The 25,528-nt window shown below is 64.0% G+C and carries 19 protein-coding genes and 1 tRNA gene; 8 read left to right on the top strand and 12 right to left on the bottom strand.

Going from position 1 to position 25,528, the window contains the following annotated elements; all coding sequences use genetic code 11:
* The first annotated feature begins 76 nt into the window (after positions 1-76).
* Positions 77-3,349: an ExeM/NucH family extracellular endonuclease gene (locus tag HMPREF0307_RS06990; RefSeq protein ID WP_070593611.1), complete on the top strand. Its 3,273-nt coding sequence runs from the start codon at positions 77-79 to the stop codon at positions 3,347-3,349.
* A gap of 228 nt (positions 3,350-3,577) precedes the next feature.
* Here HMPREF0307_RS06990 and HMPREF0307_RS06985 read toward each other — a convergent pair whose 3' ends face one another.
* The 6 genes from HMPREF0307_RS06985 to HMPREF0307_RS06960 all read right to left on the bottom strand — a co-directional run bounded on the left by HMPREF0307_RS06985 (position 3,578) and on the right by HMPREF0307_RS06960 (position 9,804).
* Positions 3,578-3,763, bottom strand: a complete 186-nt coding sequence (locus tag HMPREF0307_RS06985; RefSeq protein WP_066490215.1) for a hypothetical protein — start codon at positions 3,761-3,763, stop codon at positions 3,578-3,580.
* Positions 3,764-3,941: 178 nt separating this feature from the next.
* Complete coding sequence (locus HMPREF0307_RS06980; protein ID WP_066490213.1) at positions 3,942-4,619, bottom strand: DUF2334 domain-containing protein; 678 nt, start codon at positions 4,617-4,619, stop codon at positions 3,942-3,944.
* 45 nt (positions 4,620-4,664) lie between these two features.
* Positions 4,665-6,797 carry a S9 family peptidase gene (locus tag HMPREF0307_RS06975; protein ID WP_066490211.1) on the bottom strand — a complete coding sequence of 711 codons (2,133 nt, stop codon included), beginning with the start codon at positions 6,795-6,797 and terminating at the stop codon, positions 4,665-4,667.
* A 389-nt stretch (positions 6,798-7,186) separates the two neighbouring features.
* Positions 7,187-8,041 (bottom strand): hypothetical protein, encoded by an 855-nt coding sequence (locus HMPREF0307_RS06970; RefSeq protein WP_066490205.1) that lies wholly within the window; start codon positions 8,039-8,041, stop codon positions 7,187-7,189.
* 45 nt (positions 8,042-8,086) lie between these two features.
* Positions 8,087-8,722, bottom strand: coding sequence for a hypothetical protein (locus HMPREF0307_RS06965; protein WP_066490203.1), 636 nt, complete (start codon positions 8,720-8,722; stop codon positions 8,087-8,089).
* Positions 8,723-8,919: 197 nt separating this feature from the next.
* A complete protein-coding gene (locus tag HMPREF0307_RS06960) occupies positions 8,920-9,804 on the bottom strand; it encodes a phosphoribosylaminoimidazolesuccinocarboxamide synthase (protein ID WP_197418393.1) in 885 nt (294 codons plus the stop codon).
* 83 nt (positions 9,805-9,887) lie between these two features.
* On the opposite strand from HMPREF0307_RS06960, the gene HMPREF0307_RS06955 reads away from it, so the two are divergent.
* The gene (locus tag HMPREF0307_RS06955; protein ID WP_066490191.1) at positions 9,888-10,757 is read left to right on the top strand and encodes a hypothetical protein; all 870 of its coding nucleotides are present in this window, start codon (positions 9,888-9,890) and stop codon (positions 10,755-10,757) included.
* 95 nt (positions 10,758-10,852) lie between these two features.
* On the opposite strand, the gene purB is transcribed toward HMPREF0307_RS06955, so the two are convergent.
* On the bottom strand, positions 10,853-12,292 hold the full coding sequence (gene purB, locus HMPREF0307_RS06950) for an adenylosuccinate lyase (protein ID WP_066490189.1): 1,440 nt from the start codon (positions 12,290-12,292) through the stop codon (positions 10,853-10,855).
* 129 nt (positions 12,293-12,421) lie between these two features.
* Complete coding sequence (gene purD / locus HMPREF0307_RS06945) at positions 12,422-13,699, bottom strand: phosphoribosylamine--glycine ligase (RefSeq protein ID WP_066490180.1); 1,278 nt, start codon at positions 13,697-13,699, stop codon at positions 12,422-12,424.
* A 35-nt stretch (positions 13,700-13,734) separates the two neighbouring features.
* Here purD and HMPREF0307_RS06940 point away from each other — a divergent pair, with 35 nt between their 5' ends.
* Positions 13,735-14,160 carry an HIT family protein gene (locus HMPREF0307_RS06940; RefSeq protein ID WP_066490177.1) on the top strand — a complete coding sequence of 142 codons (426 nt, stop codon included), beginning with the start codon at positions 13,735-13,737 and terminating at the stop codon, positions 14,158-14,160.
* A 708-nt stretch (positions 14,161-14,868) separates the two neighbouring features.
* Here the strand turns inward: HMPREF0307_RS06940 and HMPREF0307_RS06935 are convergent.
* Entirely contained in the window at positions 14,869-16,485 is a 1,617-nt protein-coding gene (locus HMPREF0307_RS06935; RefSeq protein ID WP_070593616.1) for a sensor histidine kinase, read from the bottom strand.
* A gap of 21 nt (positions 16,486-16,506) precedes the next feature.
* Positions 16,507-17,217: a response regulator transcription factor gene (locus HMPREF0307_RS06930; protein ID WP_066490173.1), complete on the bottom strand. Its 711-nt coding sequence runs from the start codon at positions 17,215-17,217 to the stop codon at positions 16,507-16,509.
* 183 nt (positions 17,218-17,400) lie between these two features.
* On the opposite strand from HMPREF0307_RS06930, the gene HMPREF0307_RS06925 reads away from it, so the two are divergent.
* Entirely contained in the window at positions 17,401-18,750 is a 1,350-nt protein-coding gene (locus HMPREF0307_RS06925) for an MFS transporter (protein ID WP_066490165.1), read from the top strand.
* A gap of 38 nt (positions 18,751-18,788) precedes the next feature.
* Here the strand turns inward: HMPREF0307_RS06925 and HMPREF0307_RS06920 are convergent, their stop codons facing one another.
* Positions 18,789-20,525: a pyruvate dehydrogenase gene (locus HMPREF0307_RS06920; protein WP_066490158.1), complete on the bottom strand. Its 1,737-nt coding sequence runs from the start codon at positions 20,523-20,525 to the stop codon at positions 18,789-18,791.
* Between the two features lie 183 nt (positions 20,526-20,708).
* On the opposite strand from HMPREF0307_RS06920, the gene HMPREF0307_RS06915 reads away from it, so the two are divergent.
* Together HMPREF0307_RS06915 and HMPREF0307_RS06910 are read left to right on the top strand one after the other, a co-directional pair.
* Positions 20,709-22,277, top strand: a complete 1,569-nt coding sequence (locus tag HMPREF0307_RS06915) for an MFS transporter (protein WP_255356872.1) — start codon at positions 20,709-20,711, stop codon at positions 22,275-22,277.
* Positions 22,261-22,806, top strand: a complete 546-nt coding sequence (locus tag HMPREF0307_RS06910) for a TetR/AcrR family transcriptional regulator (RefSeq protein ID WP_066490155.1) — start codon at positions 22,261-22,263, stop codon at positions 22,804-22,806. Before HMPREF0307_RS06915 ends, HMPREF0307_RS06910 begins: the two co-directional genes overlap by 17 nt.
* 192 nt (positions 22,807-22,998) lie before the next feature.
* Here the strand turns inward: HMPREF0307_RS06910 and HMPREF0307_RS06905 are convergent.
* Positions 22,999-23,074: transfer RNA gene (locus tag HMPREF0307_RS06905), tRNA-Thr, on the bottom strand.
* A 292-nt stretch (positions 23,075-23,366) separates the two neighbouring features.
* On the opposite strand from HMPREF0307_RS06905, the gene HMPREF0307_RS06900 reads away from it, so the two are divergent.
* On the top strand, positions 23,367-25,124 hold the full coding sequence (locus HMPREF0307_RS06900; protein ID WP_231725105.1) for a threonine/serine exporter ThrE: 1,758 nt from the start codon (positions 23,367-23,369) through the stop codon (positions 25,122-25,124).
* Between the two features lie 68 nt (positions 25,125-25,192).
* Positions 25,193-25,528: a hypothetical protein gene (locus HMPREF0307_RS06895; protein WP_066490152.1), complete on the top strand. Its 336-nt coding sequence runs from the start codon at positions 25,193-25,195 to the stop codon at positions 25,526-25,528.

Raw genomic sequence — 25,528 nt, 5'->3', positions numbered from 1 at the left:
GTTTCACCACGATGCTTTTACGCGTTTAATGCTATCTGTCCATTCGCTTCTCTCCTCATCGAACTCAAGGATTCTTATGCATTCTCGCCGCATTGGCACGCTGGCTATCGCTGCCCTCGTCTCCTCACTCGCCACTATTCCAGCCCACGCCGCGACGGACGGCTCCCAGGTCGTCATCTCCGAGGCCTACGGCGGTGGCGGAAACTCCAGCGCCACGTACACGCACGACTTCATCGAGCTCTACAACCCCACCGACGCAGACATCGAGCTCTCCGGCTACACCGTCGAGTACTTCTCTGGCAAGGGCAGCACCGGCGGCAAGGTCACCCTCAGCGGCACCATCCCTGCTGGCGGCTACTTCCTCATCCAGGGCGGCCAGGGCAACGGCGGCACCACCGCGCTGCCCACCCCGGATGCCGACGCCGGTCTCAACATGGCTGGTTCAAGCGGCACGGTCCAGCTTGCCGATGCCGCCGGCACCGCCGTCGACACCGTCGGTTACGGTTCGGCCACCCTCAACGAGGGCTCCCCCGCCGCTGGCGCCTCCAACTCGCAGTCGGTTTCCCGCGATGCCGCAGGCACAGACACCGACAACAACGCCGCGGACTTCACCGCGGGCGCCCCCACGCCGCAGAACTCCGGCGCCGTGCCGAGCGACCCGACAGATCCTGCCGATCCCACCGACCCCGAGACTCCGGCTGACCCCACAGATCCGACCACCCCCGCTGACCCGGCGGCCATCACGCCCATCTCCGATATCCAGGGCACGGGCGCCGCATCCCCGCTCGTTGATCAGACTGTGACGACCGAGGGCGTCGTCACCGCAGTATGGAAGGAAGGCGGCCTCAACGGCTTCACCATCCAGACCGGCGGCACCGGCACCGAGGTTCCCGCTGCTGGCGACGCCTCCCACGGCATCTTCGTCTACATGGGCTCCCGCACGGACTACCCGGAGCTCGGCGCTTCTGTCCAGGTCTCCGGCAAGGTCTCTGAGTTCTTCAACGCCACGCAGATCACCGCTGCTGAGATTTCCTCGCTCGCCGAGGCTCTGCCTGCCGTCACGCCGCTCGTTATCGATGAGCTGCCAGCCGGCGATGCAGCCCGCGAGCCATTCGAGGGCATGCTCGTCCAGCCCGGTACCCACACGGTGACGAATAACTACGCGCTCACCACCTACGGCGAGGTCGGCCTCAACGGCGGCACCGAGTACCTGCGCCAGCCGTCGGATATCTACGAGCCCTCCACAGAACCGAATTCCGATCTGCAGAAGCTCGCTGCGTCCAACAAAGAACGCCTCGTCATCCTCGACGACGCCCGCACGAAGAACTACATGCAGTCGGACAAGGAGACCCCACTGCCCTACATCTCGCAGGACGGCGGCTCGACCATCAAGTCGCTGCGCACCACGGACCACGTCGAGTTCCAGCACCCCGTCGTCGTTCACTACTCGCACGACGCCTGGCGCTTCGAGCCCACCACACCGGTTACCGGCAACACCTCTGGCGCTGACTTGCCCATCTCCTGGGAAGATTCCCGCGCAGCCATCGAGGGCGGCGTAGACGTCAAGGGTGACTACACTATCGGCGCATTCAACGTCCTTAACTACTTCGTCTCCCTCGGCGAGGAGTTCGGCGGCACCAGCCACAAGGACAAGGACGGCAACCCGGTCACCGTCAACCGCGGCACGACCCGTGGCGCGTGGACCGCCTCGGCCCTGGCTGACCAGCAGGCCAAGATCGTCGCCGCCATCAACGGCCTCGACGCTGACGTCCTCGCCCTGTCCGAGATCGAAAACGGCTACGCCGTCACCGGCGACATCAACAAGCGCGATAACGCTCTGAAGACACTGACCGAGGCCCTTAACGCCGCAGGCGGCAACTGGGAGTATGTGAAGTCCCCGTCGAATGTCCCGGTCAAGGGCGATGTCATTCGCACCGCGTTTATCTACGACCCGGATCGCGTCAAGCCCGTGGGCGAGTCCCGCATCTTCACCGATGACCGCTTCACCGGCACCGCCCGCGAGCCGCTCGCCCAGGAATTCGCGGCGACTGATCCGAATGTGAAGGAAACTTTCGTCGCGGTCGCCAACCACTTCAAGTCCAAGGGGTCCGTCGCCAAGGGCGACGCTGACTCCGGCGACGGCCAGGGCAACAACCCGAACGTCCGCAACGCTCAGGCGCAGGCTGTGCTCGATCACCTTGCCAAGCAGAAGGACTGGGAGGGCAAGGCCACCTTCGTCATGGGTGACCTCAACACCTACACCATGGAGCAGGCCCTCGGCGTCTTCCGCGCGAACGGCTACACCGTCCCGGCTGAGACCTACGGTGCCGATCCGTCCTACCAATTCGACGGTCTCCTCGGTAGCCTCGACCACGTGTTGGCCAACGAGGTTGCCTCCGGCAAGGTCTCTGACGCCCAGGTCTGGAACATCAACTCGGACGAGTCCGTCGCCTTCGAGTACTCCCGCCGCAACTACAACGTGGTGGACTTCTACGACAACTCCCCGTTCCGCGCTTCTGATCACGACCCGGTCAAAGTTGGGTTCTCGCTCTCTGCTACGGCTCCCTCGGAGGACGACGATCCGAAGGATGATGACACCACCTCCGATGCCCGCGGTGTCAAGGAGATGAAGATCGTCGACGGCGAGCTCATCGTCTACTACACCGACGGCACGGAACAGAACCTCGGCACCGTCCGCGGCGAGCCGGGCAAGGACGGCGTCGATGGCAAGGATGGCCAGAACGGTACCGACGGCAAAGACGGCCGCTCCGTGACTAAGGTTCAGGTCCTCGACAACGGCGATTTGGAAGTCACCTACTCTGACGGCACCACCGAGATTGCCGGCAACACCCAGGGCCCGAAGGGTGAGCCTGGCCGCGACGGCGCGGACGGCAAAGACGGCGTCGACGGCCAGAAGGGCGAGACCGGCGCTGATGGCCAGAACGGTCAGGATGGTGCCAATGGCGCCGACGGACAGAATGGCAAGGATGGCGCCGCCGGTAAGAACGGCAAGGACGGTCGCGGCATCGAGAGCATCGAGGCCAACGAGGACGGCTCGCTCACGGTGACCTTCACCGATGGCACGCAGCAGAACGTCAAGGTCTCGGGCCAGGTGACGAAGGAAGCCGGCGACGAGGAGAAGGACAAGGACACCACGCCGGGCAAGGACGCGGACGGCGCGGATGCCTCGAGCCTGGGCACGGGCGGCATCGTCGGCATTGTGCTCGCGGTGCTGGCGCTCGTGGGTGCCTTCCCGTTCATGGCGGCTGTCTTCGGCCAGATTCCGGACAGCGCACTGCAGACGCTGCCTGCGCCGGTACGCATGGCCATTAAGAATCTGAAGATGTAGCACACAACGCAGAGAGGGCCCCGGTTGTGGGAACTGCTCCCCATAATCCGGACTGAGAAATCAGAAATCAGATTATGGGGAGTTTTCTATGCATCCACACGCTGTTGGTAGTCGGGGTGCTTGGGTCAGCCATGACTTCGCGTAGGGGACACCGCGACGATGCGCAGGCCGTAGTCGACGCCGTCGGAGAGGCCGTCACAGACGTTCTCCTGGGGATTCGGCTCGGTGCTACTCAAAGGACTGCTCCTTGACGAAGTGATGGGACGGGATCGAGACGCGATTGGTCACGTTCATGGCAATCGCCACCCACTCGACGGCGGCGAATTGGGCGTCGGTGAGAGGAGCGGCGGCGAAGAGTTGAGCAAAGTCGCGGGAGGGGGCATCGGAAGGCTGGGTGGCGGCTTCGGCCAGCATGAGTGCGGCCTTTGTGTGGAGGTTAATGAGCTCGATGAGCTCGTCGCTCCGCCTGCCGCGCGGGCCTCCTCGCCGACGGCCCGGGTGAAAGCGATGGCGGACTTCCAGGTCTGCGGGGAGGACTTATCGAGGTAGAACTTCAATGGGTTCCGTGACATGTCCGCACATATACTCGCGCCTAGAGAAAGATGCTGTAGCTCTCCGGCCTCGCCCCGGCTGCGGCGGCTTTGTCGACGGCGCGCAGGAAGTCCGCGCGGACCTTGCGGTCCTCGAGGTTGCGTGCGGAGACCGAAAGGCGGACGGTGTTGCCGCGCTGGGCAGAGCGCTCCGCGGCCCGAATGATGTTGCGACGCCACCATTTCGCAGCGCCGAAGCCCTCGCCGAAGGAGAGATTGCGAGTCTGATGAAGCCTGCCGGAGGGCAGCTCGTGGAGGCCATGGGAGGAGCAAGCGAGCTGGAACTCAAACTCGGGCAGGACCTCGAGCGTGCCCGGCGACATGCGCCAGCGCGGGGCGGCAAAGATGGTGGGCTCGAAGCCGATCTTGGCCATCTGGCGGGTAGCACCCTTGAGGCGCAGGCGGGCCTCGTGTGCCTCCAGGTTCGCGAACTCGGCGCGGCGGCCTTGGACGGCCTGGTCGAAGCCGTTGAGGATGAGCGTGCGTCCGGCCTCGGCGTGGTCGCGCAACCAATGCTGCATGCGGTGGTCCTTGGCCAAGTGCCAATTGCCATCGATGTGTGGGGCGACAAGGAGAGAGACGGGAATGTCGTCGCGGTCGAGCTCCGCGATGAGATGTTCCGCGTACTTCCGGGTGTCGTCGAAAATACTAGAAATCGAAACCAGGAGAACGCCGTGCATGCCGCTTATTATCGCACGCACGGCGCCTCGCCGCGCGGCGAGAGGCTAGGCGGTTAACCCCGTGATCTTGTTGATGGTCCACGCGTACTCGAACGCGGCCTGACGCCACTGGGCGTAGCGGCCGGAGACGCCGCCGTGACCGGCGACCATCTCGGTCTTGAGCAGGAACTCGCCGCCGGTGGCCGTGGCGCGCAGCTTGGCAATCCACTTGGCGGGCTCGACGTAGAGCACACGCGTGTCATTGAGCGAGGTGAGCGCCAAAATGTCCGGGTAATTCTGCGCGGTAACGTTCTCGTACGGGGCGTAGCTCGCCATGTAGTCGTAGACCGTCGGATCGTGGAACGGGTCGCCCCACTCCTCCCACTCGACGACGGTGAGCGGGAGCTCCGGCATGAGGATGGAGGTGAGCGGATCCACGAAGGGCACAGACGCCTGGATGGCGCGGAAACGCTCCGGCGCCATGTTGGCGACAGCGCCCATGAGCAGGCCGCCGGCGGAGCCGCCCTCGGCAGCGAGCACCTCCGGGGCCGTCACACCGCGGGCGATGAGGTCGTCCGCCACCGCAATGAAATCCGTGAAGGTGTTCTTCTTGTGCAGCAGCTTGCCGTTGTCGTACCAGGCACGACCCATCTCGCCGCCGCCGCGCACGTGGGCCACGGCGAAGATGACGCCGCGATCCATGAGCGAGAGGCGGAAGACCGAGAAGTACGGATCCATGGACACCTCGTACGAACCGTAGCCGTAGAGGAGCGTCGGGTTGGGCTTCGACATGTCCAGGTCCGCGCGGCGCACGATGGACACGGGAATCTGCGCGCCATCCGGGGCCGTGACCCACTCGCGGTGCGCGACGTACTGGCTCGCGTCGTAGCCACCCGGGACTTCTTGTTCCTTGAGCAGCTTGTACTCGCCGCTCGTCACGCGGTAATTAAACAGCTGCGAGGGCTGCGTATACGACGTGTAGCCCACGCGCAGGACGTCCGCCTCCCAATCCGGGGCGCCGCCCACGGAGACCTCATAGAGTTCCTCGTCGAACTCGAGCTCCTTAAACTCGCCCCAGCCCTCGCGCACGTCCATGATGGCGGCACGACCGATGCCGCCGCGGCGGTAGCCCACCACGATCTGGTCGCGGTAGACAGCCGGCCCTTCAATGCGCACGGTCTCCTCGTGCGGCATGAGGACGGTGAGCTGGTCGAACTCCGGCAGATCCGCGCCATAGGCCACCGGACAGTAACCCAGCTCGTAATTCGCGCCAGTCGCATTGTGCGTGACCAGCCAGTAGTCCTTGCCACCCACCACGGCGTGGTCGACGTCGTAGTCGACATCCTGGCGGCGCTCCCACAGGCGGCGCAGCTCCCCTTCCGGATTGTCGAGCCCCACGACCCACGCCTCCGTGGTGGTCTTGGACTGCACCTGAACGAAGAGGAACTCGCGGGACTTCGTCGTCCCCACACCCACGCCAAAGCGCGCGTCTTCCTCGTGGAAGACAAGCACGTCCTCGCTTTGCGGGGTGCCCATCTTGTGGCGCCACACCTTATCCGAGCGCCACGCCTCATCCACGGTCGTATAGAAGATGTAATTCGGACCGGCCCATGTGAGGTAGTAGTAGACGCCGTCCAGGCGATCCGCGAGCAACTCGCCCGTCTTCAGATCCTTGAAAGAGACCTCAAAGCGCTCGTCGCCCGCGGTATCCACGCCAAAGGCAAGCACATCCGTCTCCCGGTTGCGCGCCACCGCGCCCACCTGGAAGAATTCGTGCCCCTCGGCCAGGACGTTGGAGTCGAGCAGAACCTCCTCGCCCTCCGGCGCGCCCTCCTCGGGCAGCTCGATGGGGCTCCACGCCTCCGCGCCCTCGGCGGCCTTGAGGCGACACGACAGCCCGTAGCTCTTGCCTTCCTCGGTGCGGCCGTAGTACCAGTAACCATCGCGCAGGACGGGCACGGACATGTCCGTCTCCTTCACGCGCGACTTCACCTCGGCGAAGATGTTCTCGCTCAGCTGTTGAAGGTGCTCCGTGCGCGCCTCGGTGTACGCATTCTCCGCTTCGAGGTACGCAATCGTCTCCGGGGATTCCTTGTCGCGCATCCATTCATAGTCATCGACGAAGTCGCGGCCATGGAAGGAACGAGTCACGGGATGTTGCGCAGCACGAGGCGCTGCAAGGGAGGGGTCTACAGTCATGCCGTGCCATTTTACGCGCCTTCCGGCACACGCCACGGAATGGGAGGACTTCTTCGCCGCCTACGCCGAGCCTTCCGATGCCCCCTTCGCCCCTGGCCGTCCCGGCCCCGGCCCCACGGTCCGCGCGGCGGTCGCGGGGCGCGTGGCTTCCGCGGCCCACACGGTGTGCCCCAGGAGCGTCGCGAACTGGGCAACCCAGCCATCATGCAGGCCCTCGGCCAGGTGCGCCAAGCCCTTCTCACCGACGAAGCGCCTCCCCCGAGCACGAGCACGCCATCCTGGAGATCCTGCAGCGCGCAGCCCGCGAGATCACTGAGCTCGACTAACCCCCGCACACGACGACACAGCACCCGCGCCGATTTCTCGGCGCGGGTGCTGAGTTCTGTGTTTTAATGGTTGAGGTTAAGCGAACGGAGGATGGCCGGCGGCAGGCCCATCTGGTTGATGGCGAAGCCGATGGCCGCGAGGATGGCTGCAACGCCGATGAGCGGAATGGTGACATTCACGGCTTCGGTCTCCGCGAACTTCGAGGAGCCGAAGATATCAGCGACAACGACGTCGATCTGCGGGTTGATCTGGATAGCACCCGGTGCGATACCCAGCACGCCACCCTCAAGGGTGCCGGTCACGCCGCCCGGCTCGATGCTCACGCCCTTAAACGCACCGTCCTGAATGGTGCCGGTGATCGGAACGTTGACGCCGTCCTTTTCGATGACGCCCTTGAAAGCGCCCTCCTGGATGCCGATGATGCCGTTCGGGTCCACGTTGATCTCGGCCCCCTTGATGGCACCGTTCTCAATGGTGCCCGTGATCGGAATCTTGACGCCGTCCTTCTCAATAGCACCGGTGAAAGCACCCTCCTGGACACCTACAAGACCACCAGGCTGAACCTTCACGCCCGTGATGCCGTCCTTCTCAATGGTGCCCGTGATCGGGATATTGACGCCGTCCTTCTGAATGGCACCCGTGAATGCACCTTCGGCGATGCCCACGACGCCGTTCGGATCGACCTTGAGGCCCGTGATAGCGCCGTTCTCGATCGTGCCGGTGACCGGAATCTTGATGCCGTCCTTTTGAATAGCACCGGTGAAGGCGCCATTCTCAATGCCGGTGCCGTTGACGGACACGAGGCCAGACGGCAGGGACGGCAGCGAGGACTGGGCCGTGGCAGCCGGAGTGGCGGTAACGGCGAGGGACACGGACACGGCAGCGGCAACGAGTGCGCGGCGAGGAGAGAAATTCATGTGGTTGTAGAGCTTTCTGTGGGGGGAGAAGATGGGATGGGGCGACTACTTGTCCGCAAGCCCCAGGGTGCGGCGCAGGTTCTTCGCGTAATCAAGGTAGTACTGCGTGTTATCGACCACGGGGCCTTGCGCCTTGCCGTCCACGATCCAGCTGGAGCCGGAGGAGAACTGCGCGATTCCCGTGCGCTTGGGCTGCGGGGCGAGTGGATCAATGACCTTAGTCGTAGCCTGCGCGGTATCGATGACTTCGCCTGCAGCGGTATACGCCGTAAAGGTCACCGTGTAGCTGGCGCCGACTTCTTCGGGCAGGAGAATCTTGTCAAAGATTGCGAAGCCCTGAATCACCGACGCGGTGTACGTGTCAGCCGCGCCCTCAGGAAGGCCCGAGACCTTGGCAACGATGCGACCGGAATTGAGTTCCACGCGCGTGCCGTGCCGGTTAACGACCATGAGCGAGTAGCCGGGGTTCTGGCCCGAGTGGATGGTGGCATCCGCATAGGCAACCTTGAGTGACTGCTCCGCCACCGGGGCGGAGTCTGCCGGCACGGTGCCTTTAGCCTCGTCCACCGTGACACGCGTTGTGCCCTGGGTCTCCTGCGCGCCTGCCGGTACAACGGCGGCGCCCAGCGTCACCGCGAGCGCGCAGCCTACGGCAACGCTCGCGTGAGTAAGGTCGAGCATGAGAGTCCTTTCGAGAGCGAGCATTCAATGTGAGCACCGTAAAGCGCACACACGCTCCTCAATATATCCGAGCTCGCTGCCCATAGCGGTATTTCATGCCTGTCTCACTTTTCAGGCACCCCTGCTCACACACGCGTCCCGCCGAGAAAGCGTTGCTGCTCTCTCGACGGGACGCGTAGCGAGTGGTTTTGCGGGTTCTAGCCAATCCACTCGTCGAAGGACTTACCGGACAGGCGCTCGTAGGCCTCGATGTAGCGGTCACGAGTAGCCGCGACGACGTCGTCTGGCAGCGCCGGCGGCTCGGTGTCGGCCGCGACGTCCCAGCCGGAAGCGTCCGAGGTCAGCCAGTTGCGCACGTACTGCTTGTCGAAGGACGGCTGAACCTTGCCTTCCTCGTACGTGTCGGCCGGCCAGTAGCGGGAAGAGTCCGGGGTGAGGACCTCGTCCGCGAGAACCAGCGTGCCGTCCTCGTCGAGCCCGAACTCGAACTTCGTGTCCGCGAGGATAATGCCCTTGGCCTCCGCGATGGCGGCGGCCTCAGAGTAGATGCGCAGGGTTGCGGTGCGCAGCTCCTCGGCCCGCTCCTGGCCCAGGTCTGCGACGACGCGGTCGAAGCTCACGTTCTCATCGTGCTCACCGAACTCGGCCTTGGTGGCCGGGGTGAAGATGGGAGCTGGCAGGCGCGAAGCCTCCGTGAGACCCGAGGGCAGCTCGATACCACACACAGTGCCTTCTGCGATGTACTCCTTGAGGCCAGAGCCAGTGAGGTAGCCGCGGGCGACGCACTCAAAGGGCAGCATGTCCAGCTTCTTCACCACGATGGCGCGGCCGAGCACCTCTTCCGGGATACGCTCGTCATCGACGGGGCCCGCCAGGTGGTTGGGGAAATCGATGGCGTCGAAGAAGAATTGCGAGGTCGCGGTGAGCACGCGGCCCTTATCCGGAATCGCGGGGGTGAGCGCATGATCGTAGGCCGAGATACGGTCCGAAACAACCATGAGCAGCGTTTTATCATCGACTTCGTAGATGTCGCGAACCTTGCCGGAGGACAGATGCTTGTAATCAGAAAGCTGAGGGCGCATGACAGAAAGCATATCGCAGCCTAGACTCTGTAGCATTGTTCTGACTTTTGTTGTCTCCTCCCTCTCACTTAGGAGTTCTTATCGTGCGTAGCCGCCTTACCGCTGCTCTCGTCTCCACCACCCTCGCGCTCAGCGCCGTCGCCGTCCCTCAGGCAACCGCCGCCCCTATCGTTAACACCCGAACGTCCCAGCATGGGACCCCGTTGTGCACTCTCGAGCACGCCCCGGAGGACACGCAGGCTGCCGATGCCGTCATTGAGGCTTACAAGAAGGTCCTCACCGCCGCCTCGGAAGAGGTCCAGGCTCAGTTCCCTGAGGACAAGGACACCTTCGCTGCGTTTACGACGCGCGACGTCAAGGCCGCAGCAGGTTACCCGGAGCTGCTGAAGAAGTTCCAGGCAAAGGGCTATAACGCGCAGGACGTTCTCGTCATTCTCGTTGCCGCCAATAACGTGGACGCCATCATCAGCGACGAGGCGGCGGACAAGCTGCTGGGCGATAACTTCCCCGAGGCCTCCATCAACCGCGCGATGGCCATGCGCGACTCCGTGCCCACGGGTGCGCGCGCGGAGCTGCTCTCCGCGTCGACGGCATTCAGCTCGCAGTTCCGCACTATCCTCGCCAAGCACGAATCCGAGGTCGGACTGCAGGCCACCATCGATTCCTTCGAATCCACCGCAGGCAACGACGCCGTCAAGGACGCCTGGGAAAAGTGCATCTCGGAGCTCAAAGCGAAGGGCGCAACGCCGGGTTACCAGCCGGTTCCGGAGATAGAGGTGCCCATCACCAACGGCACCGGTAACGACGGCAGCAGCGGCGGCTCCTCGCAGGGCACGGCCATCGGCATCCTCATCGCCATCGCCGTCCTCACGGTCGGCGCGGCCTACGTGGTCAACACCCCCGGCGGCTTCAAGCTGCCGAACTTCAACCTTCCGTTCCCGCTCGGCGCCTAAAGTAGGTGCCTCAAGCTCCCCACCGCAACGAACCCCGGTTCACGCCACCAACGCGCTGAACCGGGGTTCGTGTATGCAGGGCCTCTGCCTGAGGGCTAGTAAATCTCGCCCGGGGTGTAGTTCGCTGCCCCCGGGTGCTGATCCGCAAGGGCCTTGATGCGGGTAAGTACCTGGTTGACCTGGGACTCGGCCGCGCCGATGAAGGCGTGCTTGTCAGCGAGGGCGGCCTCGAGATCTTCTGCAGACAGCGGCAGGCGCTCGTCCGCAGCGAGGCGGGCAACGAGGTCCTGCTCAGCACCGTTTTCACGCATGTTGAGCGCGACGGCGACGGCATTTTCTTTGATTACCTCGTGCGCGGTCTCGCGACCCACGCCGGCGCGGACGGCGGCCATGAGGATGCGGGTCGTGGCGAGGAATGGCAGGTAGCGCTCGAGCTCGCGGTTGATCATTGCTGGGAACGCGCCGAATTCGGAGAGCACGGTGAGGAAGGTCTCGAACTGGCCATCGATGGCGAAGAAGGCATCCGGCAGCGCCACGCGGCGGATGACGGAGCAGAACACGTCGCCCTCGTTCCACTGCTGACCGGAGAGGTCAGCGACCATGGTGAGGTAGCCGCGGAGGATGACCTGGAAACCGCAGACACGCTCGCAGGAGCGAGCGTTCATCTTGTGCGGCATCGCGGAGGAACCGACCTGGCCTTCCTTGAAGCCCTCGGTGACGGTCTCGTTGCCGGCCATGAGGCGAATGGTCGTGGCCAGCGAGGAGGGGCCGGCGCCGAGCTCGACGAGCGCAGAGACCGCGTCAAAGTCGAGGGAGCGCGGGTAGACCTGACCCACGGAGTTGAAGATTCGGCTAAAGCCCAGGTGGTCGGCAATGAGCGTCTCCAGCGACGCGAGCTTATCCTCGGAACCGCCCATGAGGTCGAGCATGTCCTGAGAGGTGCCCATCGGGCCCTTGATGCCGCGCAGCGGGTAGCGGCCCAGCAGGCTTTCCACGCGTTCGATGCCCAGCAGCATCTCGTCCGCGGCGGACGCGAAGCGCTTGCCCAGCGTCGTGGCCTGCGCCGCCACGTTGTGGGACCGGCCTGCCATGACGAGGGTCTGGTACTGTGCGGCGCGCTCGCCAATGCGGGAGACGACGGCGATAGCCTTGTCGCGGATGAGCTCGAGGGAGCGCAGGATCTGCAGCTGCTCGACGTTCTCCGTGAGGTCACGGGAGGTCATGCCCTTGTGAATGTGTTCGTAGCCAGCCAGGGCGTTGAACTCTTCGATGCGTGCCTTGACGTCGTGGCGCGTGACGCGCTCGCGGTCAGCGATGGACGCAAGGTTGACGTCCTCGATGACGGCCTCGTAGGCCGCGATAGCCTCTGCCGGGATGTCGACGCCGAGGTCCTTCTGGGCCTTCATGACGGCGATCCACAGCTGACGCTCGAGGACGATCTTGTGCTCTGGCGACCAGATCTCGGTCATCTCGGGTGACGCATAGCGTGCGGACAGTACGTTGGAAATGTTCTTTTTCTCAGCCACGCCGTTTATTATCGCACGCCTAGCGTGCCGATGCCCCCGACTCTCGCGCTAGGCCGCGCCACGGCGTCTGGGCCCAGCGCTCAGACACAGCGTCCGCCTCAGTGACCGGGCTAGTGCCCGGTCACGCCCGTACCCCCCTTAGACGCGAATGCGCTCCTGCGCTGCGGGCAGACCGATGTCGTAACGATAGAAGCCGCCGTCCATCGCGACCTCATCGAGGACAACGTAGGCGTTGCCACGGGCCTCGTGGAGGGTGGAGCCGTGCCCCAGGACGTTGAGCACGCGGCCGCCGTTCGCACGGACGGCGCCGTCCTCCTCGACGGTGGTGCCCGCGTGGAGGATCTTCTCCGGGTTGTCCAGATCCGGACTGGAGATTTCCGCGCCCTTGACCGGGGAGGCCGGATATCCCTCAGCGGCGAGGACGACGGTGACGGCGTAGCCGTCCTTCCATTCCAGCGGCGGGAGTTGGGCCAACTCGCCGGCGGCGACGGCGTGGAGGGCCTCGGCCAGCGGGGACTCGAGGAGACTCAGGACGGCCTGGGTCTCCGGGTCGCCGAAGCGGCAATTGAACTCGACGACGGACGGGCCTTCCTTACCCCAGGCCAGGCCGGCGTAGAGCAGACCGGAGTACGGGGTACCGCGGCGGACCATTTCCTTGGCGACGGGCACGCAGACCTCGTTGACGATGCGCTCGACGCCGCGCTTGGGCAGCCACGGCAGCGGGGTGTACGCGCCCATGCCACCGGTGTTGGGGCCTTCGTCATTGTCGAACGCACGCTTGTGATCCTGTGCCGGCAGCAGCGGGACGACGGTCTCACCGTCGACGAGACAGAAGAGGGAGACCTCCGGGCCGTCGAGGAAGGACTCGAGGAGAACCGGGTTGCCGGCACCCAGCACGGCGTCAACGTGCGCGCGAGCCGCGGCGCGGTCCTCGGTCACGACGACGCCCTTGCCGCCGGCCAGTCCGTCATCCTTGACCACGAACTGCGGGCCAAAGCGGTCGAGCGCGGCCTCGATGTCGGCGTCCGCGGTACCCGGGGTGAGCTGCTCCGCGCGTGCAGTCGCAACGCCTGCGGCCTCCATAACGTCCTTGGCGAACTTCTTGGAGCCTTCAATCTGAGCGGCGTCCTGGTTGGGTCCGAAGACGAGAATTCCCGCCTCGCGGAGAACGTCGGCGACACCCGCGACGAGCGGGACCTCAGGGCCGACAACGACGAGCTCAGCAGCGATGGACTGCGCCAACTCGAGCATGCGCTGCGGATCATCAACCTGCGAGTACTCGGGGTGGACGGTGGCGAGTTGGGCGAAGGCCGGTGAACCCGGAGCGACGTGGAGCTCTGGGGCAGAAGGGTCGTTTGCCAGTCCCTTGAGGAGGGCGTGTTCGCGGCCGCCCGAACCGATCACAAGAATTCGCATGCCGCCTATCCTACCGGGCGGGTAGGGTATTCCCCATGGCTTCTGTATTTACCAAGATCATCGAAGGCGAACTGCCCGGCCGTTTTGTTTACCGTGACGACACCGTCGTTGCTTTCTTGTCCATCGAGCCCCTGCGCTACGGCCACACGCTCGTCGTTCCCATCCAGGAAGTCGATAAGTGGACCGACCTCGACGAGGAGACGTGGGCCCACCTCAATGCCATCGCCAAGGAAGTCGGCAACGCTGTAAAGAACGCGTTTGACGCCAAGCGCGCCGGCTACATCATCGCGGGCTTCGACGTCCCGCACACCCACATTCACATCTTCCCCACCGACAAGATGGAGGAGTACGACTTCGCCAAGGCCTACGCTGCCGATGCCACCGATGCCGCAGCCATGGACGAGGCGGCCACCCGCATTCGCCAGCACCTCGGCACCGGCGAGGACGGCTTCCGCTCCTAACGACGTCTTTCCTGGGGAGCGCCCGACTTGGCTCAGCTCACCGTCAGGCCCGACCACACTGGTCGAAGTCCCGACTCACAACCAACCTGGGCTTTCTTACCTGGCTTGCCTATCAATGTGGCGTAAGCTCGTTCGCATCAACGTCTTTGCCTTGAGGTTTGGTGTCGACGTTCAGGCTTCGTCTGACTTGACTAATGGGTCAGGTTCAGGGGACCTGACTCCAGTTGTCCACACCTGACCAACGTGATGACTACGACGGTGCGCAGCGATGTCCCTCCACGCGCACACCGACCAACTCGCAACATGGCCGGAAAGCTGCCTCCCCCCGTCTGACTACATTGAACCAAGGACTAACGCAAACGAGTCCGTGGACAGACCGAGATCAAGACCGTCTCCATCGCTGCGGAGCTGTTGCCCACCCGCTTCTCACCGCGCCGTGCCGCCGCGAGTTAGCCACAACGTCCGAATAAGGCCCGGATTTTTCGAAATCTGGAGCCTTATTCGGGAGTTGTGGCTATTTTCATGCACACTTCGCGACAGCCCAGGCAGGAGTTGTCATCACAGTAGTCATACCCGACTTGCGCAAAACCTGGGGTTTTCTAAGAAGTAACACTGTGACCTAAAAATACTCTGTTGAAGGGGCCTTTTCGCGGTACTCAAGACACAGTGTGAAAGCCAGGTTTGGGGGCCAGTGTTAGGGATCGGGTCCTAACGTGGGCCTTGGGGAGCGTCCGGCGTGTCCGGTGCGGACTCGGCGTTGCCCGACTCCGTAGCAAAGTCGCCGCGCGACTTCTCCTTGGACTTGCTGCGTGACCACGGCTTGGTGCGCAGCTTCTTCTTCGCCTTCTTCTCAGAGACGGGAACCGCGGTACCGGTGAAGGTGGCGGGCTCGGCCGTGGGGTCGGAGGGGGCATCGGCAGGCTGGGGCACGGCCGGCAGCGCGACCGTAAAGGTCGAGCCGACGCCCAGCTCCGAGGTCACTGACAAGGTGCCGCCATGCTGCTCCACGAGGGATTTAGCAATGGCCAGGCCCAGGCCGGAGCCGCCCGTGTCGCGAGTACGCGACGAGTCCGCGCGGTAGAAACGCTCAAAGATATGCGCGGCGACTTCGTCCTCCATGCCCTTGCCGTCATCGATGACGTCGATATAGATAAAGCCTTCTCCATCGCGCAGCTGGATGGTCACCGTCGCGTCATCGCCCGCGTGGCGCATGCCGTTGGACACGAGGTTGAGCAGCACCTGGTGGAGACGGTCCGGGTCGCCGTTAACGAGCGGGATGCCGGAGGTCTTGGGGCGCACATCGATGGTGCGTCCGGCAAACGCGGCGCGCGCAGTCGACCCCACGGACATGCAGAGCTCGAGAAGATCGACGGTATGCATCTCGAGGCGATTGCCCTCCGCGCGGGTGAGTGCAAGGAGATCCTCGACGAGCAAGGACATGCGCTTGGACTCGGCGTCGATCTTGCCCAGCACGAGGTCTACATCATCCGTGGCGCCGGAGCGGTAGAGCTCCGTGTAGCCACGCAAACTGGTAAGCGGCGTGCGCAACTCGTGGGAGGCATCTCCCACGAAACGGCGCATCTGGTTTTCCTTGTCGCGCGCGGTCTCGATGGATTCTTGGAGCCGGCCCAGCATGATATTGAGCGATTTGGAGAGCTCGCCGACCTCGGTATTTTCTCCCAGGACCGGGACACGCTTGTCCAAGTCGCCTGCGGCAATCTGTCGAGCGGTGCGTTCCACCTCGCGCAGCGGACGGAGCGCCGCCTTCACGCAGATGAAACTTATCAAGTAAATGATGATGCTGACGATGAGGCTGATGCCGATCTGCATGAAGGACAGCTGCTGGATCTGCGCGTTTTCACGTGCAATCTTCTTCGCCACGACGATAATAGAGCCGTCATTGCGCGTGGCGACGGCGCGCCACTGCTCGCTGGAACGGCGGACCGCACCGGAATTGTCTGTCCGGACCGTGTCCACCGTCTGCGGCGTGCCGTCCACCACGAGATCTTCCACGCGCGGGATGGCCTCAAGATCCGGATTGAAGTACTTGGCAGTACCGTCCGCGCCATACGAGATGACGGTGTATTCGCTCGGCGGACGGCGGTCATCGCTTTCGCCCAACAGATCTTCGTTGCGTGCCCAACCCCGCGCGGCGGTGATGAGATCCTTGTCGACCTGCGAGTAGATCGCTTCGCGCATGAGCGCAGAAACCGCAGCGGAACTCGCGATAAGTCCCGCCAACGAGACGCCCACCACGATGATGACGAGCAACGTGCGCAGCGAGACCGTGCGGACGAAGGAGGAAAGAGATTTCTGTATCTTCATGAAGCGGCAGTCGGCTTCAACCTAGGAGCGCGGCATGCGCAGAACGTAGCCCACGCCGCGAACGGTGTGGATGAGCGGGGTGTCGCCCGTGTCGATCTTGCGGCGCAGGTACGAGATATAGGACTCGACGACGTTGCCGTCGCCACCGAAGTCGTAGTGCCACACGTTGTCGAGGATCTTCGCTTTGGAGAGAACAACTTCTTTGTTCTGCATGAGGTAGCGCAGGAGGTTGAACTCCGTGGGCGATAGGTCGACGATCTCGCCACCCTTGGTGACCTCGTGCGTGTCATCATTGAGGGTGAGGTCAGCGTAGGTCATAGTGGCGTCAGACGTCATGTCGTCCGCGACGGCGCCGCGGCGCAGAATGACGCGCAGACGCGTGATGACTTCTTCGAGGGAGAAAGGCTTCGTCACATAATCGTCCGCACCGATGGTGAGGCCGTGGATACGCTGATCGACGCTGTCCTTCGCCGTGAGGTAAAGCACCGGGCCGTCAAGGCCTTCTTGGCGAAGCTTGCCGAGTAGCTCAAAGCCGTCCATGCCGGGCATCATGACATCAAGGATGTACGCGTCCGGGTTGATCTCGCGCGCGATGCGCAGCGCCTCCGTGCCCGAGTTCGCGGTGTGCACGTTGAAGCCCTGGAATTTGAGGGACACTGTGAGCAGTTCGACGATATTCGGTTCGTCATCGACCACGAGGATGGTCACGTTGTCATTATGCTTATCGTCCATGATGGAAGGGTGCCTTTCGTAATTTAAGCTCGACTGATTAGTCTGCCACTCGCGTTTTCAAGGGTACTGCCGAAAACCTGAAAGCCGACTGTGAGACTCCGCGGGGATTCCGCGCCCCCGCGCGGGGTAGTTTATGTTCCATTGCGCTGCGCGCCTGTCCCGTGCACCTTAGGCTTACGGTTTATGACTGCGCCTGCTGCTTCTTTGCCCGTGCCTTCCGCGGCTCGCCGCACCGACCGCCTCACCGTCGCTGCGTGGGCTCTGTGGGACTGGGGTTCCGCCGCGTTTAACGCCGTGCTCGTCACCTTCATTTTCTCGGTCTACCTCACCGATTCCGTGGGCAAGCAGATCGATTCTTCGCACACCCCAGCCCAATGGCTGTCCTGGTCCATGACGGCGGCGGGACTCGTTATCTTCGCCGTCACTCCCATCATGGGCCAGCGCTCGGACCGGCGCGGCTCCCGCCGCCGGGCGCTCGCGTTCTGGTCCGCGGCCACCTTCGCCGTTATGGCGTTGCTCTTCTTCGTACGCAACGACGCCCCCGTCTATTTCTGGCTGGGACTCGCGGGACTCGCGGTGGGTTCGGTGACCATGCAGTTCGCAGAAGTCAACTACTTCGCGCAGCTGAAACAGGTCGCCGCCCCGGAGCGCGTGGGACGCGTCTCCGGCCTGGGCTGGTCCGCGGGGTACACCGGCGGCATCGTGCTCCTGCTCATCTGCTACTTCGGGTTCGTCGCCACTGGCAGCACCCCGGAGACGGCAGGCGCGCTCAATCTTCCCACTGATGGTGGCTGGAACATGCGGCTCGTCGCGCTCCTCGCCGCGCTATGGTTTGGCGTAAGCGCCATCCCCGTTCTCCTGCGCGTGCCGGAGATTCCCGCCTCCGGTGAGGACACTGGCGGCATCATCGCGTCCTACCGTGCGCTTTTCGCGACGCTGCGCGAGCTATGGCACGAGGACCGCAACGCCTTCTACTTCCTCTTCGCTTCCGCGGTCTTCCGCGACGGGCTCTCCGCCGTGTTCAGCTTCGGTGCCGTGCTCGGTGTCTCGGTCTATGGCTTGAGCGCCGGCGACGTGCTCATCTTCGGCGTCGCCGCCAACGTCGCCGCGGCACTCGGCGCTGTGCTGGGCGGCCTCCTCGATGACCACGTGGGGCCAAAGGCCATCATCCTCACGTGCTTGGGAATCCTCACCTCCATGGCACTCGTGATGTTCTTCGCCTCGGGCCCGCTCGCCTTCTGGATCTGCGGCCTCATACTGTGCCTGTGCGTGGGTCCGGCGCAGGCCTCGGCCCGCGGCTTCCTCGCCCGCGTCGCGCCGCCGGGCCGCGAGGGCCAGATGTTCGGTCTCTACGCCACGACCGGCCGCGCCGTGAGCTGGCTTGCTCCTCTACTCTTTGGTCTCTTCGTCTCCTGGTTCGGCGACGGCGACCGCGGCGGCGTTCTCGCCATCGGGCTGGTGCTAGCCGTGGGCGCGCTGCTTCTTATCCCCGTCAAGGACCCGACGAAAAACGGCGCGACGCCCGCGGCCTGAGCGGCACGCGGGCGCGGGGCTCGAGCAAGCTCGAGGTTTTAAGGGCGCGGGATGTTGCGCAGGTTGGACTGCGCCAGGTTAATCATCTGGCCCACGCCGCCGCCGAAGACGGTACGGGTTGCGGCCTTGGAGAAGCCGGCGAGCTGCGCGAAGGTCAGCGTCGGCGGGATGGACAGCGCGTTCGGGTCGGTCACCATATCGACGAGAACTGGGCCGTTGAAGGCCATGGCTTCCTGAATCTGCTTGCGGGCCTTCTTCGGGTCCTCAATGCGGATGTGCTTGATGCCAGCGGCCTCGGCGATCTGCGCGTAGTTGACGGCGTCGTGATCCGTCTCATGCTCCGGCAGGCCCTGGACGAGCATCTCAAGCTTGACCATGCCCAGCGAGGAGTTGTTGAATACGAACATCTTCACGGGCAGATTGTGGAGCTTGACGGTGAGCAGCTCACCCATGAGCATGGACAGGCCGCCGTCACCGGAGAAGGTGATGACCTGGCGGCCCGGGTTCGCGGCCTGGGCGCCGATGGCCATCGGAAGAGCGTTCGCCATGGTGCCGTGGCGGAAGGAACCGATCTGCTCACGCTGACCGTTCGGGGTGATGTAGCGCGCGCCCCAGACGTTGCACATGCCGGTATCGACGGTGAAGATGGCGTCGTCCGCGGCCTCTTCGTCAATGATGTTGGCCACGAATTCCGGGTGGATGGGCTTCATCTTCTCGGCATTCTTGGTGTAGGCCTCAACCACGTTGTTGAGCTTGTTGTAGTGCGACTTGAGCATCCGGTCGAGGAAGCGGCGATCCTGCTTCTCCTCGACGTGCGGCAGGATGTTTTCGATGGTCGCTGCGACGTCGCCGGTGACCGGGTACTTGATCTTGGTGCGGCGGCCGATGTGGGAGCCGTCGATATCGACCTGCGCGACGTTACCTTGCGGCAGGAAGTCGTTGTACGGGAAGTCAGTACCCAGGAGGATGAGCAGGTCAGCCTCGTGGGTGGCCTCGTGCGCGGCGCCGTAGCCGAGCAGGCCGGACATGCCGACATCAAACGGGTTGTCGTACTGGATGTACATCTTGCCGCCGAGGGCGTGGCCAATCGGAGCCTTGATCTTTTCGGCGAGGGCGAGGACCTGCTCGCGGGCGTTCTTCACGCCAGCGCCAACGAAGAGCGCGACGGTCTTGGCCTCGTTGATGGCCTGGGTCAGCGCGGCGGCCTCGGCCGGGTCCGGGAAGACCACCGGGGTGCCGGAGGAAATCTTCGACTGAGTGAAGGCGTCATCGGTAGCCTCCTGCATGGAGACGTCGCCCGGCAGGACGAGGACGGACACGCCCTTGCCCGCCATCGTGGACTGGATGGCGTGGTGCAGGACGACGCCGCCCTGCTCAGCGGAGTTGACCATCTCGCAGTAGCCGGAGCACTCGTTGAAGAGCATCTCCGGGTGGGTTTCCTGGAAGAACTTCGAGCCAATCTGGCGCGACGGGATATGCGACGCAATGGCGAGCACCTTGGCACCGTTGCGATGTGCGTCGTAGAGACCCTGCACCAGGTGCGTGTTGCCCGGACCGCAGGAGGCGGCGCAGACAGCCAGCTTGCCGGTGGTCAGGGAGTCAGCCTCAGCAGCGAAAGCAGCGGCTTCCTCGTTGCGGACGTGGACCCACTCGATGGGTGAGCGACGAACCGCGTCGACGATGGGGTTGAGCGAGTCACCCACCAGACCATAAATGCGCTCGACGCCCTGGGCTTCGAGCACGGCGACGAGTTGTTCGGCGTAATTGCGTGCCATAAGAATAATCCTCGTTTTCTTCGTATTTAAGACCTAAATTTGCCTACGCCCGATTGTCCCCGTCTGTGATTGGAAAAGCCACTATCAGCTCGCTTCTCACAACCGAACGGGCAGCGTGATCCACGAGACAATGCAACCGCTCAGGTTGATTACTGTAACGAACGTTCACTAAAGTAATGCGTCATGACCGAAGAACTCTCGACGCCCCCGACGCTTACCGAACGGCGCCGTGTAGCCCGCACTGAACGCGCCGCACGCCGCCACGATCGCCGCACCGCCCTGCGCTATGCAGAGGACTCCACGCCCGCGCAGCGCTGGACATTTCTTGCCGTGGTATCACTCGGCCTGCTCATGATTGGTCTCGACAACTCGATCCTCTATACGGCACTGCCGCGGCTCACCCACGTGCTTCATGCCTCCGCGCTTCAGTCGCTGTGGATCATCAACGCCTACCCGCTCGTCCTCGCCGGCCTACTGCTGGGCACGGGCACGCTAGGCGACCGCGTGGGCCACCGACGCATGTTCGTCACGGGCCTCGCGATTTTCGGACTTGCCTCGCTCGCGGCTGCGTTCTCACCGTCCGCGTGGGCGCTCGTGGCTGCACGTGCGTTCCTCGGCTTCGCCGCGGCCGTCATGATGCCCGCGACCCTCGCACTTATCCGACTCACCTTCGCCGACGAGAGGGAGCGCAACACCGCCATTGGCATTTGGGGCTCCGTCGCCGTCGTCGGTGCGGCCGCCGGTCCTGTCCTGGGCGGCTTCCTGCTGGAGCACTTCTACTGGGGCTCGGTCTTCCTCATTAACGTGCCCATCTGCGTCATCGCGCTCGGCCTCACGCTGCTCATCGCGCCGCCCAACGTCCCGCACCCGGACAAGCGCTGGGACTTTATCTCCTCGCTCTATGCGCTGTTCGCGCTGGGCGGATTCACCATGACCATCAAGGAACTTGCGCGCGGCTCCTGGACGCTCGCGGGCGTCGCGCTGCTCGTCGCGATATGCGGCGGCTGGGTCTTTGTCCGCCGCCAAAACAAGCTGGTCGACCCGCTCCTCACCTTCGATATCTTCCGTTCGCGCATCTTTGCTGGCGGCGTTGCTGCCGCAGCCGGCGCCATGTTCGTTCTCGCGGGCGCGGAGCTCACCACGACGCAAAAACTGCAGCTCGCCGATGAATGGACCCCGCTCCACGCGGGACTCGTGGTCGCCATCGCAGCGGTGTGCGCCATCCCCATGTCCGCCATCGGTGGCGCGGTGCTCCACAAGGTCGGCTTCCTGCCGCTCATCTCCGGCGGCTTCCTCTCCATTACCGCAGGCGTGTTGCTTGCCGCATGGGCGACGCATACGGGTCTGCAGCCGGCGCTGTATGCCGGCATGATGCTCGTAGGTCTGGGCGCGGGCTCGGCGATGTCCGTGTCCTCGACCGCGATCATCGGCGCCGCCCCGCTTAACCGCTCGGGCATGGCAGCGGGCGTGGAGGAGGTCTCCTACGAGTTCGGCACGCTTATCGCGGTCGCGCTCACCGGTTCGCTACTGCCCATGTTCCTCAGTGCCTACTTGCCGGAGGAGCTGCGCAGCCTGGGCCTTGCCATCATGGATTCGGCGGAGCATGCCTCCGTCGCGGCGCCGGCCTATGCGCAGGCCTACGTCTCAGTACTCATCATTCTGGGCGTCATCGCCGCCGCTTTCGCGGCATACACCGGCTGGGCTTTCCGCGATAATCCCACATCAGGAGGCAACGGTGGCACGCACGAGTAAAAAGAACGAGGCGCTCGTCGCCGCCCTCGACATCGTCCAGGACGCTGGCGTCAACGCCGTGACCTACGACTCCTTGTCGCAGGCGACCGGGATGACGAAGTCCGGACTCATCTACCACTTCCCCACTCGCCACGACCTGCTCGTGGAGATGCACCGCTTCTGTGCGCAGCGCTGGGAGGCCGAACTAGAAAAGCTCGGCGGCGGGCGCGCCGAAGAGCTCACGCGCACGCAGCGTCAGCGCGCGCTTGTGCTCTCCTTGTCGAAGAACGATCCGCTCGTCGAGCTACTCATGTCCATCCATGCGCAGTCCCACCCGGAATTCCAGGCCATCTGGAAAGAGGTCGACGATGAGTGGATGCCCGATCCCTCGCGCGACGTGAGCGACGAGGCCGAACTACAGGAGCTCATCGTCGCCGTGCTTAGCATGGGCTTGTGGGTTCACGACCACGTCTCAGAAACGCACCTGTCCGCGGGCAATCGAAAGAAGATCCTCGAGCACGTGCTGCGGATCCTCGACGCGGACACCTAAAGGCCCGCCCCGAACACGTCGCGACGTCACTTTCGGGCGCTAGAGCTCTTTCCGCGCCAGAACTGCGCGCAACGCGCCCGAAAATACAGCAAAGACGGGCTCCACGGGCGACAAAGTTGGGGCTTAAGGGACATTTGTCCCTTAAGCCAAAGTTGAAGCCCCCTACCCATCAGTGCAGGTAGAGGGCTTCTGTGGGGCTGGAGACGAGACTTGAACTCGCAACCTACGCATTACAAGTGCGTTGCGCTACCAATTGCGCCACTCCAGCCTGTGCGCGCGAAGCGCACTAGGGCTAAATCGTACAATATGGCGCCCGCTGGAACCTAAGCGGCGCGAGCATGGCGCGGCACAGGGGTACAGACACAGGGGTGCAGGTGCAGGGGTGCGCGGCGGTGGGCACTACGGATAGAGTTGCAGGCTAGATACGCATACGCAGTTATTCGACTCTCGACACACGCGGTGGTCGCGCCGGCTCACGGACGCGACCCCCATTTCAACGCAAGGCACACGTAGACACAGTGACACATGTAATAGATCAGTTCCGCGGCTGGGCTGGCAAGCTGGGCGGCGGTTTCTTCGGCGACGCCCGCACGCGCATCGCCACGATTGACGCGGCCCAGGCCGCACCCCCGCCGTCGCCGCTGGCGCCGGTCGATCTCACGGACCCGGCTCAGGTGACGGGCGTGATGGAAATCGCCACGCGCATCGGCGAAATCCTCATCTGCGCGGGTTCCTCGAACGCGGACGCGCGCTCCCAGATTTACCTCGCGGCGGCGTCCTATGGCCTGCACTACTGCCACGTCGATGTCGTCATGAACACGATCACCATCCACACCAACGTGGGCACGGGCGCGGACCGCCGGCCGATCACGGTATTCCGCGTGGCACCGGGCATTGACGTGAACTTCTCCAAGCTCTCGGCCGTGGATAAGCTCATCCGCTCCATCCACTCCGGCGCCACGCCGCCCGCGCTGGCCGAGCGCATCCTCAACGAAATCGATCAGATGCCGCCGCCGCGCGGTATCCGCTCCGTCCTCGTCGGCTGGGGCGTCATGGGCGCGGCCTTCTCGGTCGTCCTCGGCGGCGGGCTGCTGGCCGCGGCGCTGACGTTTATCATCACCATCCTCATCATGGGAGTCAATGCTCTCCTCGCGCGTTATCGGGTTCCGACGTTTTATCAAAACATCGCCGGCGGATTCATCGCCGTATTCCCTGCCGCGTTGTCCTATAACCTGGCGGCGACGCTCGGCATCCACCTCGTTCCGTCACAGGTCATTGGTTCGGGGATCATCATCCTCGTGGCGGGGCTGACGTTGGTGCAGTCCCTTGTCGACGGCATCACCCGTGCGCCCGTCACCTCCACCGCGCGCTTTTTCGAGGCAGTGCTGGCGACCGGCGCGATCATCGGCGGCGTCGGCTTAGGGATTCAAACTGCCGATGCCCTGGGCTTCCCGCTGCCGCCTCTGGAAACGATGGCAGCGCCGGTCTATCACCAAATCCCACTGCTTATCACTATGGGCGCCATCGGCTCTGCCGCATTCGCGTACTCGCTGTATGCCGCGTGGAAAGAAGTTATCGTCTCCGGACTAACCGCCGGCGCCGGCATGGTCTTCTACTACTTCGTGGTCATCCCCTTCGGCGTGGGCACCGTCGTGGCCTGCGGCATCTCCGCCATCGCGGTGGGACTCGCCGGCGGTCTACTTGCTCGCCGCTACTACATCCCGCCGCTCATTACGATGATCATCGGCTACACGCCGATGCTGCCGGGTCTCATGCTCTACCGCGGCATGTACGCCACGATCAACGAGCAGGTCATCACCGGTTTCACCAACCTCGCCACGGCGATCGCCATAGCGGGCTCGCTGGCCGCGGGTGTCGTGCTCGGCGAGCGCGGCGCACGCCGCCTGCGCCGCCCGCAGTACTTCCGTCCGTACGAAGCCTTCAAGCGCCTGGGGCGCTTCTCCGCGCACCAAGCCCGCGCGCTGCGCCACCGCACCCCGCGTATTCCGCGCGTGCCGCTTTCCCCACGTGCCCCGCGCGTCGAGCGCCCCGTGCCGCCGCCCGTGCAGGCGCCGCAGCCAGCTCCGGCCGAGACCACGGGGGCATCGGAAAGCCCGAGCGTGGCACAGGTCCGTATGGAGCAGGACAAGACGGTACGCGAGCAGCTCAAACAGCTCAACAGCCACGAGGTGCTCGACCTCCTCGAGGCTCTCGACCCAGCCACGGAAACGTGGGAGGCCATCTCCAGCCCGTTGGCGGACGGCTCCTCCTCGCCGGACGACCCAGATTTCCCGCCCCGGATTCCTCACGGCGATTGAGCGGCCTGTCGCGCAATAGCGTAGAATTGCAAGGTCTAAGAACAATCCCGTCAAGCAGGAGGACATTCGTGCCACCCAAGGTCACCGACGTTCAACCCAGTGCGGATAACTCGCACGTCCTCGAGGAAGAGACCGCCCGCGCCGCGCGCCGCATTGTCGCGACGTACGCGGAAGACTTCCTCGACGGCGTCACCCTGATGTCCATGCTCGGTGTGGAGCCCAAGGGACTCATCCACCGCAAGGTCCTCGCGGAGCACGAAGAAGCGCAGCCGAAGAAGGCCACGCGCAAGAAAGCAACGAAGAAGGCCACCAAGAAGGCGACGAAGAAGTCGACCAAGAAAACCGCCAAGGCTGCTAAGAAGACCTCGAAAAAGGCCGCCAAAAAGACCGCGAAGAAGTCTTAA

The sequence above is a fragment of the Corynebacterium sp. DNF00584 genome, from assembly GCF_001552965.1.
Taxonomy (GTDB): domain Bacteria; phylum Actinomycetota; class Actinomycetes; order Mycobacteriales; family Mycobacteriaceae; genus Corynebacterium; species Corynebacterium phoceense.
Note: the sequence above shows the minus strand (reverse complement) of the source record. Positions and strands in the feature narration are given on the sequence as shown.

Bases quoted from the DNA above. Each gene is read 5' to 3' on its own strand.
- HMPREF0307_RS06975 (WP_066490211.1), bottom strand. From the start codon at position 6,797: ATGACTGTAGACCCCTCCCTTGCAGCGCCTCGTGCTGCGCAACATCCC.
- HMPREF0307_RS06990 (WP_070593611.1), top strand. From the start codon at position 77: ATGCATTCTCGCCGCATTGGCACGCTGGCTATCGCTGCCCTCGTCTCC.
- purD (WP_066490180.1), bottom strand. From the start codon at position 13,699: ATGCGAATTCTTGTGATCGGTTCGGGCGGCCGCGAACACGCCCTCCTC.
- HMPREF0307_RS06930 (WP_066490173.1), bottom strand. From the start codon at position 17,217: ATGGACGATAAGCATAATGACAACGTGACCATCCTCGTGGTCGATGAC.
- HMPREF0307_RS06965 (WP_066490203.1), bottom strand. From the start codon at position 8,722: ATGCTCGACCTTACTCACGCGAGCGTTGCCGTAGGCTGCGCGCTCGCG.
- HMPREF0307_RS06920 (WP_066490158.1), bottom strand. From the start codon at position 20,525: ATGGCACGCAATTACGCCGAACAACTCGTCGCCGTGCTCGAAGCCCAG.
- HMPREF0307_RS06980 (WP_066490213.1), bottom strand. From the start codon at position 4,619: ATGCACGGCGTTCTCCTGGTTTCGATTTCTAGTATTTTCGACGACACC.
- HMPREF0307_RS06935 (WP_070593616.1), bottom strand. From the start codon at position 16,485: ATGAAGATACAGAAATCTCTTTCCTCCTTCGTCCGCACGGTCTCGCTG.
- HMPREF0307_RS06915 (WP_255356872.1), top strand. From the start codon at position 20,709: ATGACCGAAGAACTCTCGACGCCCCCGACGCTTACCGAACGGCGCCGT.
- HMPREF0307_RS06925 (WP_066490165.1), top strand. From the start codon at position 17,401: ATGACTGCGCCTGCTGCTTCTTTGCCCGTGCCTTCCGCGGCTCGCCGC.
- HMPREF0307_RS06970 (WP_066490205.1), bottom strand. From the start codon at position 8,041: ATGAATTTCTCTCCTCGCCGCGCACTCGTTGCCGCTGCCGTGTCCGTG.
- HMPREF0307_RS06985 (WP_066490215.1), bottom strand. From the start codon at position 3,763: ATGCTGGCCGAAGCCGCCACCCAGCCTTCCGATGCCCCCTCCCGCGAC.
- HMPREF0307_RS06940 (WP_066490177.1), top strand. From the start codon at position 13,735: ATGGCTTCTGTATTTACCAAGATCATCGAAGGCGAACTGCCCGGCCGT.
- HMPREF0307_RS06960 (WP_197418393.1), bottom strand. From the start codon at position 9,804: ATGCGCCCTCAGCTTTCTGATTACAAGCATCTGTCCTCCGGCAAGGTT.